Here is a 13556-nt window from a genome sequence, read left to right on the forward strand (position 1 = left end):
ATGAAAATTATCTGTGTTGGAAGAAATTACGTTGAACACATCGCGGAGTTGAATAACGAAAGACCAAATGAACCGGTATTGTTTATCAAACCCGATACCGCTCTTTTAGGAAAAGAATTCCCTTTTGTAATTCCCGATTTTTCGCAAGATATTCACTATGAGGCAGAAGTGGTGGTGAAAATTACAAAAGTGGGTAAGTACATCGATGCAAAGTTTGCTTCTAAATACTATGATCAAGTTTCGTTGGGAATTGATTTTACCGCTCGAGATATACAAGCGAAGTTAAAAGAGAAAGGCTTGCCTTGGGAGAAAGCAAAAGCATTTGATAATTCTGCTTTTGTCGGGGATTTTATTGCTAAAACACAAGTTGAATCAATGGATGAATTGGCTTTTTCTTTTGTTCAAAATGGCAAAATAGTTCAGCAGGCTACAACGGCGCAAATGATTTGGAAGATAGACGAATTAATAGCAGAAATTTCAAGGTACTTTACTTTGAAAACGGGTGATTTGATCTTTACAGGTACACCTGCAGGTGTTGGAAAGGTAACACCTGGCGATGTCCTAGAAGGATATTTAGGTGAGAATAAAGTTTTTGATTTAATCGTAAAATAACGAATTATGGCTCTTTTTTATGATGTAAGAGCGCTTTATGACAAGCACAGTAATAAGGAAGAACACGTAGTGGAAGAACTTATTGTTTATGTGGAACAAATGTCAAAGCGATTGGATAAAATGAAAAAGCATATCGATGCAAAGAATTACGAAAAATTGCAAAAGCACGTCACAATTTTGCAACCCATTGTTGAGATCTTAGGGATGGATCAAGCATCTGAGGAATTTAATGGTGTTCAGGAATGGATCGCGCAAAAAGGCAAAACCAAAGAGATTAAAGAAGTGTACAAATCACTGCGAAAACACTTGCGTTCTGCCGTGAAAGAGATTAAAAAAGATTACCAAATAACTGTCGAATGAAAGCGAGTATCATCACCATTGGAGACGAGATTTTAATTGGACAAATCGTAGACACCAATTCTAATTTTTTAGCGAATTACCTTGATAAATTGGGGTTCGAAATTGTTGAAATGCTCTCTATTTCCGATTCGGAATCTGCAATTAGTGAGGCCATGAATAGACAGCTAGAACGCGTGGATTTGGTTTTGATTACTGGAGGATTAGGACCGACAAAAGACGATTTGACCAAGCAAGTATTTTGTCGTTTTTTTGAGGATGAATTGGTAGAGAATACAGCGGTATTTACGCATGTGAAAGCACTGATCGAAGGGTATTTTAAACGCCCTATCTCGGATCTTAACCGCAAACAGGCTTTAGTGCCGTCTAAAGCAACGGTACTGTTTAATCAATTGGGAACAGCACCAGGAATGATGATGAAAAAAGGCAATACACAATACGTGTCTTTGCCAGGCGTACCTTTCGAGATGAAGGGGATTGTCGAAAATAGCTTAACTCCTCTGTTAAAAGAGCAATTTACCTTGCGTTTTAATGTGCATAAAACAATTGTTGTTTACGGAATAGGAGAAAGTTTGTTGGCCGAATATTTAAGTGAATGGGAAGATGCTTTGCCTGCAGAGGTGCAATTGGCTTATCTGCCTAGTAGAGGCAGGGTGCGCCTGCGCTTGTCTTCCGTTGGAACAAACAAAGATAAAATAGAAACCTTGTTGGATGAACTTATTGCAGCGATTCCAACTCAGGTCAAGGAAAATATCCGCGCTTATACCGATTTAAGTCGCGCTGAAGTAGTGATAGAGAAGCTAAAAGCAGAAGGGAAAACCATTGCATGTGCAGAGAGTTGTACCGGAGGTAGATTAGCAGTTCTATTTAGTGAAAAAGAAGGCGCATCGGCTTATTTCAAAGGAGGAGTGATCCCATATGCGACAGCAGCTAAAGAAACAGTTTTGGGGGTTCAGAAAGAAACTATCGCCACCCATAGTGTGGTGAGTGAACAAGTAGCTCGCGAAATGGCAGAGCAAGTTCGAACTAAATTTCAAGCTGATTTTGGCGTTTCTACCACTGGAAATGCAGGTCCATCTAAAGGAGATTCAACAGCAGATTTAGGTACTGTATATGTTGGAATTGCTTCACAGTATGGGAGCTTTGCAGTGAAATTTGAGCTAGGTCAACCTAGAGAACAAGTCATTGAACGAGCCATTAGTCGCGCTTTGGAATTGGTTTATAACGAAATATTAAAAAAATAGTTGAAAGATTTTGTTTAGTAAAAATCTTTTTCGTTACTTTGCACCCTGATTTTGAATATTGAAATAAAAGATTAGATATAATGTCAAGAGTTTGTGAAATTACTGGAAAGAGAGCAATGGTTGGAAACAACGTCTCTCACGCGATGAATAAAACTAAAAGAAAGTTTTCTGTAAACTTAATTAAAAAACGTTTTTACATTGCTGAAGAAGACAGATGGGTAACATTAAAATTGTCTACCACTGCATTAAAAACAATTAATAAGAAAGGTATTACTGCTGTTTTGAAAGAAGCAAGAGTAAAAGGATTAGTAAAATAATTCGACCATAAAAAACAAGGAAAACGATGGCAAAGAAAGGTAATAGAATCCAAGTAATCTTAGAGTGTACTGAACATAAAGCATCTGGTTTACCAGGTACTTCAAGATACATCACAACTAAGAACAAGAAAAACACACCTGATAGATTGGAAATTAAGAAATTCAACCCTATCATGAAAAAAGTAACAATTCATAAAGAAATTAAATAATTAAGTCATGGCAAAGAAAACCGTAGCTACTTTAAGAACATCTTCTAAGAAGTTGACTAAAGCAATTAAAATGGTTAGATCTCCAAAGACAGGTGCTTACACATTTGTTGAGTCTGTTATGGCTCCTGATTTTGTAGATGAATTCTTGAGTAAAAAGTAATTTACCATTAAATATCTTGAAAAAGCTGCCTTATTAGGTAGCTTTTTTCATTTATAGTACCTTCTAAGTTATAGCAAACCGCTATAAGATGGTATACTTTTATTCTTTATATTTGTACAAACTAATAGGAATGTTATGAGTTTTTTTAAACGAATTTTTTCTTCAGAAAAAAAGGAAACGTTAGATAAGGGATTAGAAAAATCTAAAACGTCTTTTTTCTCTAAGTTAACCAAAGCTGTAGCTGGTAAATCTAAAGTAGATGATGATGTTTTAGACAATCTAGAGGAAGTGTTAGTAACCTCAGATGTTGGGGTAAATACAACTTTAAAGATTATTGAGCGTATCGAAGCAAGAGTTACTCGTGATAAATACGTGGGAACAGAAGAATTAAACCAAATTTTACGCGAAGAAATCGCAGGTTTACTGTCGGAAACAGAATTAGGTGAATCTACAGAATTTGAGATTCCAAAAGATAAAAAACCCTATGTTATCATGGTAGTTGGGGTGAATGGAGCTGGAAAAACAACGACAATTGGAAAACTGGCTTATCAATTTAAAAAGGCTGGTTTGAAAGTGGTTTTAGGAGCTGCTGATACCTTTAGAGCTGCTGCTATTGATCAGTTACAAGTGTGGGCAGATCGCGTTGATGTGCCTATCGTACGTCAACAAATGGGAAGTGATCCTGCCTCTGTCGCTTTTGATACCTTGCAATCTGCTGTGACTCAAAATGCCGATGTTGTTATTATCGATACAGCAGGGCGTTTGCACAATAAAGTAAACCTGATGAACGAGCTTTCTAAAGTGAAACGCGTGATGCAAAAAGTTATTGCTGATGCTCCTCATGATGTGATGCTTGTCTTGGATGGTTCTACTGGGCAAAATGCTTTTGAACAAGCCAAACAATTTACAGCTGCTACAGAAGTGACGTCTTTGGCTGTTACTAAATTAGATGGTACGGCAAAAGGTGGAGTTGTAATTGGTATTTCGGATGAGTTTAGAATTCCTGTTCGTTATATCGGTGTAGGTGAGGGAATTGAAGACTTACAAGTGTTTAATAAATATGAATTTGTCGATTCATTTTTTAAATAAAAGAAGAGGATGCGAACATTTAAATTTTTTTGTAGCTTACTTTTAATAATCGTTTTGCAAGCTTGCCAATCTAAAGCTGATAAGTCTGCAGTTATAGCCCATATCAATGGATACTGGGAAATTGAAAAAGCACAATTACCTGATGGCACTGAAAAAGACTATACTATTAATTCAACGATTGATTACTTTGAATTGAAAGAAGATCAAACAGGCGTACGCTATAAAGTAGTTCCTCAGTTTAATGGAGAGTATTTAACCAATGATATGCCTGAGGCTTTTACACTAACAGAAAAAGATGGTGCAATTTGGTTGGTTTATAAAACTGATTTTGCAACTTGGGAAGAACAAGTGTTAAGCGTTAGCGATGAAAAAATGGTGGTAGAAAACGAAACTAAGATTAAGTACTATTATAAAAGAGCACACCCTGTTCAAATTAAAGAGTAAACGTGAATAAAAACAATCCTAATTACCGAAACAAGATTAGTCCTCGAGTAAGAGAAGCGAAAGGATTGTCTGATTTATTACAGCTCTTTAGAACAGAAAATAACCTCGATGGTGGGCTGAATGAGTTCGATGTATATGAGGCGTGGAAAACAGTATTAGGACCAGGTATTGTATCTTATACGCTAGATGTAGCTTTTAAGCGAAGCACACTATACGTCAAACTGTCTTCGTCTATTGTTCGAGATGAATTGAGTTACGGAAAAGCAAAAATCATCAAGATGCTCAACGAAGAATTAAAGCGTGAATTAATTGAAGATCTTGTTTTAAGATAATAAATAGAAAGCGACAGCAACTACAAAATGCTGTCGCTTTTTTTTTTACTCACAATAAAAGACTTTTTTGTCTTTTATGTAAATAAATAGTTTATCTTTGTCTTGTAATAGTAAAGGTATGTTTTCTAAAGCTTGTGAATACGCTATTCGATCTGCTGTCTTTATTTCAGTATCATCATTGAAGGGTTCGCGTGTAGGATTTAAAGAGATTGCTCAAGAAATTGACGCCCCAGAGGCATTTGTAGCCAAGATTTTGCAGAAGTTAGTAAAGGGCGGAATTATTGAATCTGTTCGAGGAGCAGGAGGAGGGTTTGAAATCCCAGTGAGTCAATTAAAGCAGATCAAGTTGTTTGAAATAGTTAAAGTTATAGATGGAGATGCAATATACAAAGGTTGCGGATTGGGTTTAGCACAGTGTTCTGAGACACACCCTTGTCCAGTTCATTTTAAATTTAAAGCGATTCGCAATGAATTAAAACAAATGTTAGAAACAACATCGTTAGAAGAGTTAGCCAAAGGTACCAAGTCAGGTGATACTTTTTTAAAGATCTAAGTGAATGAGAATGTGAGTTCTCTTTTTTTATAATTAAATAAAGGATAAAAAAGTCTTCTATTGTTATTTATGAATACAAGTCAAAGAAAATTATGGATAGCATTTGCGATAGTGATGTTATTCTCCTTCGGGGTATTGGGATACTTTGGTATAGAAATTTATCAAGAAGCACCTCCCGTACCAACGCAAGTACGAACAGCTGACGGACAAGTAGTCCTTACAAGCAGTGATATTAAAGATGGGCAGAATGTCTGGCAAAGTATTGGAGGACAAGAAGTCGGTTCTATTTGGGGACACGGTGCTTATGTAGCACCCGACTGGACAGCAGATTACTTACACCGAGAAGCATTGTTTCTTTTAGATTACTATGCAAATCAAGAATACGGAAAGGAATATGCTGCTGTTACACAAGAGGAACAAGCTTTTTTACAAGCGCGCTTACAACGGATGATTCGAACCAATACCTATGATAAGACTACAGGTATTTTGACAATTACTGCTGAACGCAACCTAGCTCGCTTATATCTTGATGAATATTACAGTAAGTTATTTACGGATGATCCTGCCTTTAATCAATTGCGCAAAGATTATGCGATTCCAAATAATGCAATCAAAGACGAAACGCGTTTGAAGCAGATGAATGCTTTTTTCTTTTGGGCTACATGGGCTACCGTAACGAATAGACCAGATAGTGACATCAGTTATACGCATAATTGGCCTGCAGATGATTTGGTCGGAAACAAAGCAACAACTCCCTTATTGGCCTGGTCAGGGGTGAGTATTATTCTGTTGATTTTTGCGGTTGGAGTTCTCGTTTATTATCACGTGGCATCAAAAAAAGACGAGGAAGAATTAATTCCCGTTGCAGATCCTGTTTCTAATGGAACAACGACAAAGAGTATGACAAGACTCAAAAAGTATTTTTGGGTGGTAAGTTTGTTGATGTTGTTACAAGTAGGACTGGGCATTATAACAGCACACTATGGAGTGGAAGGACAGGGATTGTATGGTATACCATTAGATCAAATTCTTCCTTATTCTGTTACGCGAACTTGGCATACGCAATTGGCTATCTTCTGGATTGCTACAGCGTGGTTAGGAACAGGCTTGTATATTGCACCAGCTGTAGGAGGGAAAGATCCAAAATATCAAGTTTTTGGGGTAGATTTCTTATTTGTAGCCTTGCTTATTATTGTGTTGGGATCTATGATCGGACAGTGGTTTGGTATCATGCAAAAATTGAATCTAGTTCAAAACTTTTGGTTTGGACATCAAGGGTATGAATACGTTGATTTAGGACGTTTTTGGCAACTGTTTTTGTTTGTGGGACTATTCCTGTGGTTGGCCTTAATGATTCGACCTTTACTCCCTGTTTTAAGAGCTAAAGGAAGCCAACGCAACCTCATTGTCTTATTTCTTATTTCTTGTGGAGCTATCGCTTTGTTTTATGGTGCTGGACTGATGTGGGGGAGACAAACGAATCTTGCTATAGCTGAATATTGGAGATGGTGGGTTGTGCATTTATGGGTTGAAGGATTTTTTGAAGTATTCGCAACAGTTGTATTAGCTTTCCTATTTGTTCGAATGGGGCTGATCAAAACTAAAACAGCAACTAATGGCGCGCTTTTTTCAACTATTATCTTTATGTCAGGAGGAATTATAGGTACGTTCCATCACCTTTATTTTGCAGGAACGCCAACTGCAGTCATGGCATTAGGAGCTACGTTTAGTGCTTTGGAAGTCGTACCATTAACGCTAATTGGATATGAAGCATATGAAAATTATAAAGTATCTACACATAAAGGATGGCTGCAAGATTATAAATGGCCCATCTATTTTATGGTTGCTGTAGCTTTTTGGAATTTCTTAGGCGCAGGGGTGTTTGGCTTTATTATTAATCCGCCCATAGCCTTGTATTATGTACAAGGACTAAATACAACACCACTTCACGGACATACAGCGTTGTTTGGGGTTTATGGAATGCTGGGAATTGGATTGATGTTGTTTGTCCTGAGAAGCATGTATAGACAGGTACAATGGAATGATAAATTGTTGAAAATAGGATTCTGGGGACTCAACCTAGGTTTATTACTCATGGCTTTATTAAGCCTTCTACCAATTGGTATATGGCAAGCAATCGAAAGTATTCAACACGGCATGTGGTATGCGCGTTCAAGTGAATTGATGCAATTACCTGCCATGACCACACTTAAATGGCTTCGCACTATTGGTGATGTGATTTTTGCCATCGGTATTTTTGCCATCGTCTTATTCATTTTTAAATTAACACTAAAAAAACAAACACATGAAAAATAGAACAATAGGCTCATTTGTAGCAGAAGATTTTAGAACAGCTGCGGTATTCAACAAATATGGAATTGATTTTTGCTGTAAAGGTGGACGCACGCTGGATGAAGTATGTGATAAAAAAACCGTAGATGCAACGGAATTAATAGGCGAATTAGAACGTGTATTAAATCAACAAGCAGATAACAATATTGATTTTAGACATTGGCCTTTGGATTTGTTGGCGGATTATATTGAAAAAACACACCATCGTTATGTGGAAGAAAAAATTCCGGTGCTCTTGCAGTTTCTTAACAAGTTGAGCAAGGTTCACGGCGAGCGACATCCAGAACTGCATGAAATTAATGAATTGTTTATCGGATGTGCGCAAGAACTTAGCCAACATTTGAAAAAAGAAGAATTGGTGTTATTTCCTTTTGTACGCAAAATGGTATCCGCAACTCTTACAGGACAAGCGATAGAAGCACCACATTTTGGTACGGTTGAGAATCCAGTAAACATGATGATGCATGAACACGATGGTGAAGGAGAGCGATTTCGTAAAATTGCAGCACTGTCCAATAATTATACGCCCCCTACGGATGCGTGTAATACGTATAAGGTGACATTTGCAATGTTAAAAGAATTCGAAGAGGATTTACACAAACACATTCACTTAGAAAACAATATTCTCTTTCCAAGTGCAATTGTATTAGAACAAAAGTTCAATTAATAAACGAATCAGTCAAGAAGTGCCTCGTCCTATAGAGGCACTTCTTGTTTTCGTGAACTAAAATTAAATTGTAAAGCATAAGTTATGAGTGAAATCCATTTTTTATTACTGCTTCATTTACTCGGCGCAACGATTTGGGTAGGTGGACATATTTTGTTGAGTGTTATTATTCTACCTCAAGTTTGGAAAGAAAAATCAGTAGAAAAGCTGTTTAATTTTGAAAGTAGATATGAGTGGATTGGAATGCCTGCATTAGCTATAATGCTGCTTACGGGAGTGCGAATGGCTTACTTATACAATGTTAAAATCACAACTTGGTTCGCGTTTAAAACCCCAATTGAAACCGTTATCTCGCTCAAACTCCTCTGTTTGTTCAGTCTTGTTTTATTTGCGTTGAGTGCTCAATTCTACGTTTTACCTCGATTAAAAATGTCGATTAAGTTATTACCCTTAATGACGTTTCATATCCTTTCCGTGACAATCATTAGCGTAGTCATGCTTGTTTTGGGGAGTTTCGTGCGATATGGAGGCATAACACTATAGTATTTATTCCGTATTGTCTTGTAGTGCACGGTGTTTTGCACCCCAATCTTCTAAGGCAGGCCATATCGGAAGTAAATCTTGAGCAATGGATGTCAACGTATATTCTACACGGGGAGGAACTTCAGCAAATACTTGCCTCTGAATTAATTGATCGGCCTCTAATTCTTTTAATTGAAGGGAGAGCATGCGATCTGTAATTCCGTGAACTTTTTCCTTTAACTCATTAAAACGCAGTACTTCGTATTCTGCTAGGTTAAATAGAATCATCATTTTCCAACGACCTCCTATTTTGCAAATGGTGTAAATTGCATCACAATTTGTTGTGATAAAATCTCGATTGATGCTATTGGTTGAATTTTCTTTTCTCTTTGCCATGACTTACAAAATTGTTAGCTACTCACATTAAAGGTCTCACTAGTTCCTGAGCGTTGCACATTATACTTTTGTTTGAATAAATACAAAGCAATTAAATAGAACAATCGCTTTGTGTTTACAAAAGTATAACGATTATTTTTATGAAGAAATATGCTTACGTAGGAGCTCTTGGATTATTGAGCATTATTACGACTGAATTTGGTGTAATTGGGGTATTACCACAAATTGCGTCCCATTATCAAATTTCAATTGATCAAGCGAGTTGGCTGTTGAGTGGCTTCGCTTTAGTTATCGCCTTGTTTGGTCCTTTTATGACGATGCTTACTGCTCAGATAGAAAAAAAAACAAGTATGCTGCTGGCGATTGCACTCTTTAGTATCACTAGTTTTTGTTCTGTTTTACTGCCTTCTTTTGGAATATTACTAGCCCTGCGAATGATTCCCGCCTTACTTCAACCTGTGTATATTGCAAATGCTTTAGCCATAGCTGTGAATACGAGTCCTGAAGAACAATCGAGCAATAGAATGAGTATTGTGTTTAGCGGTATTACTATTGCCTCGTTTACGACTATTCCTTTGGCTACGTATTGGACGAATCTCGTTGGGTTACAAGCCATTTTTGTCATTCAAGGAATCATTAGCGCTGTTGCATTTGTTGCAATTTATAGGGTATTGCCTACAGTTCGAGGAGAAAAGAAAAATATAAAAATCAACGAATTGAATTGGCTAAAAAAAGCTCCCTTTATTCGAAGTGCGTTAGTTAATCTATTCGTCATTGCAATGTGGTTTAGTGTTTATAGTTACTTTGCAGACTATCTCAACAAAGAAAAACAGCTATCAGGATTTCAAGTGAGTATGATGATCTTGCTATTTGGAATAGTAGGGGTTGTTGCCATGTATTTTGGAGGAAAGCTATTGAAAAAAGGCGTAGTGTTTAGTAATGTGATCTATGTGGTAGGAGCAATGGGAATCGCTACATTACTGTACTTATCAGCAAATAATTTGCTGTTGATTATTGGGTTAATAGCCCTTTGGAGCTTGTTTTACACACCGGTATTTCTAAATGTCACTGCTTTTTTACAACGAACAACCTCTATTTCTTTTGAATTGGGAAGCAGTCTTTCCACATCTTTGGGCAATTTGGGTATTGCACTAGGTACTTTTGTAGGAGGAAAGGTCATCACTAATTATGGTATACAACATTTACCGTTGGTTATGTTTGGATTTGCAGGGCTAAGTTTGATTTTGATTTTTTTCGTTTCGCGAAAGAATGAAATTCGGTAAAATAGAACTACTGCTCTTACGTGCTATAACATCGTTTAGAGCAGTAGATCCTTTCATTAATAATTAACCACATTTAATGGAGCAAAGCCAGTTGTCTTTCAATTTCTTTAATTGTTGGTGCATAATCAATACCGAGACCTTCTTGCTGATAATCGAGTTCTCCTTTGGTATTAAAAACACTGATGATATTAGAATGAGAAAAATCAATGGGTGATATTTTTTTGTAGTTTACTGCTAGTGTAGCTGCAAATTCTCTAGTATTAGTCTCTGTAGAGCGCAAGAAAATCCACTGATTTCCATCCATTTTGTTTTCTTTTGCAAATGCTTTTAGGCGTTCCGGAGTGTCTACTTCGGGATCAATACTAACTAAAATGTATTTGACCTTATCTTTGTTTTTCGCTGTTACTCTTTCCTCAATATGACGCATATCAGCAACCAATCGCGGACAAGCAGCTTTGCAAGAGGTGTAAATCATCACCATGACCAAAACCTGGCCTTGTAAGTCTTTTAACTCTAAATTCTTGCCATCTTGCGTTGTCCAAGTGGAAGGGAGATTATAGATAGATAGGTCTGATATAGCCTCTGTTGCAGAGGGATGTTCTGTTGCCGTAGTAGAATCTTTTTCGACAGTATTGGTTTGCTTGCAATTTGTAAGAAGCAAACACAAGCAACTGGCTAGTAAAAGGAATATTTTTTTCATAAGTATTTTTTTTATAGGTCTTTAGCACATCTAAAACCTAGATTTTTTGTCGTAAAATTCGCACGTAAGCTACCTCTAAAACCATAGCGCATAAAAGCAGCATAGTCCATTAAATCTGATGCGTTAATAGAGGCACTTCCGCAAAATAAATTTTCGTCATTTCCCTTGTCTTTTCTGCTTTCTCCTGATAAGAATATGGAATTGTAATCGAAGACCCATTCCCAAATTAGACCGTGCATATCATATACCCCCCAGTAGTTTTTGGGTGTACTGCCTACCGGATTAAGGTAGGTTTTAGGCGTTTCATACCAAGCTAAAATATACTGATTATACGCTTCTTTTTCTCTTGCATCCATTTGTTGTGCATCGGCCATAGCGACATATTCCCATTCATCTAAAGTAGGAAGTCTTTTTCCTTGACATTCGCAATATTTATTAGCGGCGAACCAAGAGATGTTTGTTACAGGGGCTTGTGCATGTAGCTCTCCATAATCGAGATCAGTTTTCCAATGAGACAAATAGCTCTTCGTAGCAAATAAACCTTTGATTTGCGAACGTTGATAAGATGGATTTTGTTTTAAAAAATCCAAATATTGTGCGTTAGTCACTGCAAACCGATCCAGTTGAAAAGAAGGTACTTTGACATAACCTTCTTCTGTACTGCCATAGAGCGGGGTGAAAGTCCCCCCTTGTATGGTTTGCATGGGCGTTGTTTGTTGAGCATGTAACAGCGGGGCTGTCAAAATACTCAACAAACACAGCACCAATTGAAGAGGATGAATACACATCATATTATCTGTTTTTTTGAACCATTTGTGGAGTTACAACTGTTTTATTATTACCCCAACTGTTGTATACATAAGTCAATACATCGGCAATCTCTTGATCACTTAAATTTTGACTGGTCATGATGGAATTGTACTTTATTTTGTTAACTGTAATTTCACCTTGTAAGCCATTAATAACGGTTTTGATCGCTCGATTGACGTCTGCATTCAAGTAATCTGATTTAGCCAGTGGAGGAAATATTCCTTCTATTCCTTGACCTTCAGCCTGATGACAGGCAAAACACGTACGAGTGAAGATGCTTTTACCATCTGTTAGTTGTTGTGCTAAGGTTTTACTTTCTATGGTTTCTTTTTTACCCGATTCTTTTGGCATTGTCTGAATGGTTCCACCTTCAGGTAAGTAGATGCCTTCTCGGATTTTACCAGCAAATACTTTTTGATTTTCATCTCCTTCAACTTTAAGCATCCCCAAGGCGCCTTTGTTAAAGGCTCTGAAAATAGAGTGATCAACGAGTACAAAGGTACCAGGTGTATTGACTTTGAATTCTACAATGGCTGCTCCTCCTGCTGGAATAAGTGTTGTTTGTACATTCTCATTAATTAAGTCACCTCCTTCTACGTGTACGCGATCAAATATTTCTCCGATGACATGAAACGAACTAACCAAATTTGGTCCGCCATTTCCAACAAACAAACGCACAGTTTCGCCAACTTTTGCGGTGATGGCATTGTCATTAACTAATCCGTTAACGTGACCATTGAATACAACATAATCGGGCTGTTCTTTGATGGCTTTGTTCATGTCAAATGGTTGCAGTCCTTTTTCACCATAGTTGCCTTTCGTATAAAAATCACCCTGCATTATATAGTATTCCTTATCTACTGGTGCAAGACCACCTTCTGGTTCGACCAATATTAGTCCATACATTCCATTGGCAATATGCATACCTACAGGAGCCGTTGCACAGTGATACACATAAAGACCTGGATGAAGTGTTTTAAATGAAAATGTTACTTCATGACCGGGTGCAACTAAAGAAGAAGCCGCTCCACCTCCCGGACCTGTTACCGCATGTAAGTCAATGTTGTGCGGCAGCTTATTGTCGGGGTGATTTTTTAGTGTAAACTCCACTTCATCTCCAACACGTGTGCGTATAAAACTGCCGGGAACAGTACCCCCAAAAGTCCAATACATGTACTTTACACCATCAACCATTTCTCCTTCTTGTTCTAGAATTTCTAAATTTACCTTCAATTTAGTAGCCGCCCTTAATCCTATAGGCTTTGGAACAAAAGGAGGAGCAGTCAATTCCGCTTCATTTTCTCCATGTGCAACTATGCGCTCAGCCCAATCTGCATTCTTTACGATGTTCTTTGGCTCTTTTTTAGCACAACTTCCTAAACTCTTGAATTCAACTTATAAATGCAACTTTTTGGGTGCGGATAATAAGCAATAAAAACATTTATTTTTCAGAGAGGAAAGAGAGACAATGTCCCCCTTTCTCTCACTCTGAATGGATAAAGTTTGCTA

At 37.3% G+C, this 13556-nt stretch carries 17 protein-coding genes and 1 pseudogene; 14 read left to right on the plus strand and 4 right to left on the minus strand.

The window, feature by feature from the left end; all coding sequences use genetic code 11:
- The 13 genes from H4K33_RS03330 to H4K33_RS03390 all read left to right on the plus strand — a co-directional run bounded on the left by H4K33_RS03330 (position 1) and on the right by H4K33_RS03390 (position 8879).
- Positions 1 to 612 (plus strand): fumarylacetoacetate hydrolase family protein, encoded by a 612-nt coding sequence (locus H4K33_RS03330; protein ID WP_182647084.1) that lies wholly within the window; start codon positions 1 to 3, stop codon positions 610 to 612.
- Between the two features lie 6 nt (positions 613 to 618).
- A complete protein-coding gene (locus H4K33_RS03335; protein ID WP_182647085.1) occupies positions 619 to 972 on the plus strand; it encodes a hypothetical protein in 354 nt (117 codons plus the stop codon).
- Entirely contained in the window at positions 969 to 2213 is a 1245-nt protein-coding gene (locus tag H4K33_RS03340) for a competence/damage-inducible protein A (protein ID WP_182647086.1), read from the plus strand. Before H4K33_RS03335 ends, H4K33_RS03340 begins: the two co-directional genes overlap by 4 nt.
- Before the next feature lie 80 nt (positions 2214 to 2293).
- Complete coding sequence (rpmB, locus tag H4K33_RS03345) at positions 2294 to 2530, plus strand: 50S ribosomal protein L28 (protein ID WP_002990304.1); 237 nt, start codon at positions 2294 to 2296, stop codon at positions 2528 to 2530.
- 26 nt (positions 2531 to 2556) lie between these two features.
- Positions 2557 to 2739 carry a 50S ribosomal protein L33 gene (rpmG, locus tag H4K33_RS03350; protein ID WP_002990305.1) on the plus strand — a complete coding sequence of 61 codons (183 nt, stop codon included), beginning with the start codon at positions 2557 to 2559 and terminating at the stop codon, positions 2737 to 2739.
- Positions 2740 to 2746: 7 nt separating this feature from the next.
- The gene (locus H4K33_RS03355) at positions 2747 to 2899 is read left to right on the plus strand and encodes a DUF4295 domain-containing protein (protein WP_002990306.1); all 153 of its coding nucleotides are present in this window, start codon (positions 2747 to 2749) and stop codon (positions 2897 to 2899) included.
- 135 nt (positions 2900 to 3034) lie between these two features.
- Positions 3035 to 3988 (plus strand): signal recognition particle-docking protein FtsY, encoded by a 954-nt coding sequence (ftsY, locus tag H4K33_RS03360; RefSeq protein ID WP_182647087.1) that lies wholly within the window; start codon positions 3035 to 3037, stop codon positions 3986 to 3988.
- A 9-nt stretch (positions 3989 to 3997) separates the two neighbouring features.
- On the plus strand, positions 3998 to 4432 hold the full coding sequence (locus tag H4K33_RS03365; RefSeq protein WP_182647088.1) for a lipocalin family protein: 435 nt from the start codon (positions 3998 to 4000) through the stop codon (positions 4430 to 4432).
- Positions 4433 to 4434: 2 nt separating this feature from the next.
- The gene (locus H4K33_RS03370) at positions 4435 to 4764 is read left to right on the plus strand and encodes a DUF721 domain-containing protein (protein WP_182647089.1); all 330 of its coding nucleotides are present in this window, start codon (positions 4435 to 4437) and stop codon (positions 4762 to 4764) included.
- 118 nt (positions 4765 to 4882) lie between these two features.
- Positions 4883 to 5317, plus strand: coding sequence for an Rrf2 family transcriptional regulator (locus tag H4K33_RS03375; RefSeq protein ID WP_182647104.1), 435 nt, complete (start codon positions 4883 to 4885; stop codon positions 5315 to 5317).
- Between the two features lie 69 nt (positions 5318 to 5386).
- A complete protein-coding gene (locus H4K33_RS03380) occupies positions 5387 to 7633 on the plus strand; it encodes a nitric-oxide reductase large subunit (protein ID WP_182647090.1) in 2247 nt (748 codons plus the stop codon).
- On the plus strand, positions 7623 to 8336 hold the full coding sequence (gene ric, locus H4K33_RS03385) for an iron-sulfur cluster repair di-iron protein (RefSeq protein WP_182647091.1): 714 nt from the start codon (positions 7623 to 7625) through the stop codon (positions 8334 to 8336). The genes H4K33_RS03380 and ric overlap by 11 nt, the downstream gene beginning before the upstream one ends.
- 84 nt (positions 8337 to 8420) lie before the next feature.
- Positions 8421 to 8879: a copper resistance protein CopD gene (locus H4K33_RS03390; protein WP_182647092.1), complete on the plus strand. Its 459-nt coding sequence runs from the start codon at positions 8421 to 8423 to the stop codon at positions 8877 to 8879.
- Between the two features lie 3 nt (positions 8880 to 8882).
- Here H4K33_RS03390 and H4K33_RS03395 read toward each other — a convergent pair whose 3' ends face one another.
- Complete coding sequence (locus H4K33_RS03395) at positions 8883 to 9254, minus strand: helix-turn-helix domain-containing protein (RefSeq protein WP_182647093.1); 372 nt, start codon at positions 9252 to 9254, stop codon at positions 8883 to 8885.
- A gap of 140 nt (positions 9255 to 9394) precedes the next feature.
- Here H4K33_RS03395 and H4K33_RS03400 point away from each other — a divergent pair, with 140 nt between their 5' ends.
- Positions 9395 to 10537 carry an MFS transporter gene (locus tag H4K33_RS03400; protein ID WP_182647094.1) on the plus strand — a complete coding sequence of 381 codons (1143 nt, stop codon included), beginning with the start codon at positions 9395 to 9397 and terminating at the stop codon, positions 10535 to 10537.
- Positions 10538 to 10610: 73 nt separating this feature from the next.
- Here the strand turns inward: H4K33_RS03400 and H4K33_RS03405 are convergent, their stop codons facing one another.
- The 3 genes and pseudogenes from H4K33_RS03405 to nirK all read right to left on the minus strand — a co-directional run.
- Positions 10611 to 11237 (minus strand): SCO family protein, encoded by a 627-nt coding sequence (locus tag H4K33_RS03405; RefSeq protein ID WP_182647095.1) that lies wholly within the window; start codon positions 11235 to 11237, stop codon positions 10611 to 10613.
- A gap of 11 nt (positions 11238 to 11248) precedes the next feature.
- Complete coding sequence (locus H4K33_RS03410; protein ID WP_182647096.1) at positions 11249 to 12028, minus strand: formylglycine-generating enzyme family protein; 780 nt, start codon at positions 12026 to 12028, stop codon at positions 11249 to 11251.
- Between the two features lies 1 nt (position 12029).
- Positions 12030 to 13373 (minus strand): annotated as a pseudogene (nirK, locus tag H4K33_RS03415) (copper-containing nitrite reductase); the annotation flags it as partial.
- Positions 13374 to 13556 lie beyond the last annotated feature (183 nt).

It is taken from the genome of Myroides sp. WP-1 (assembly GCF_014145635.1).
In the GTDB taxonomy this organism is placed as follows: Bacteria; Bacteroidota; Bacteroidia; order Flavobacteriales; family Flavobacteriaceae; genus Flavobacterium.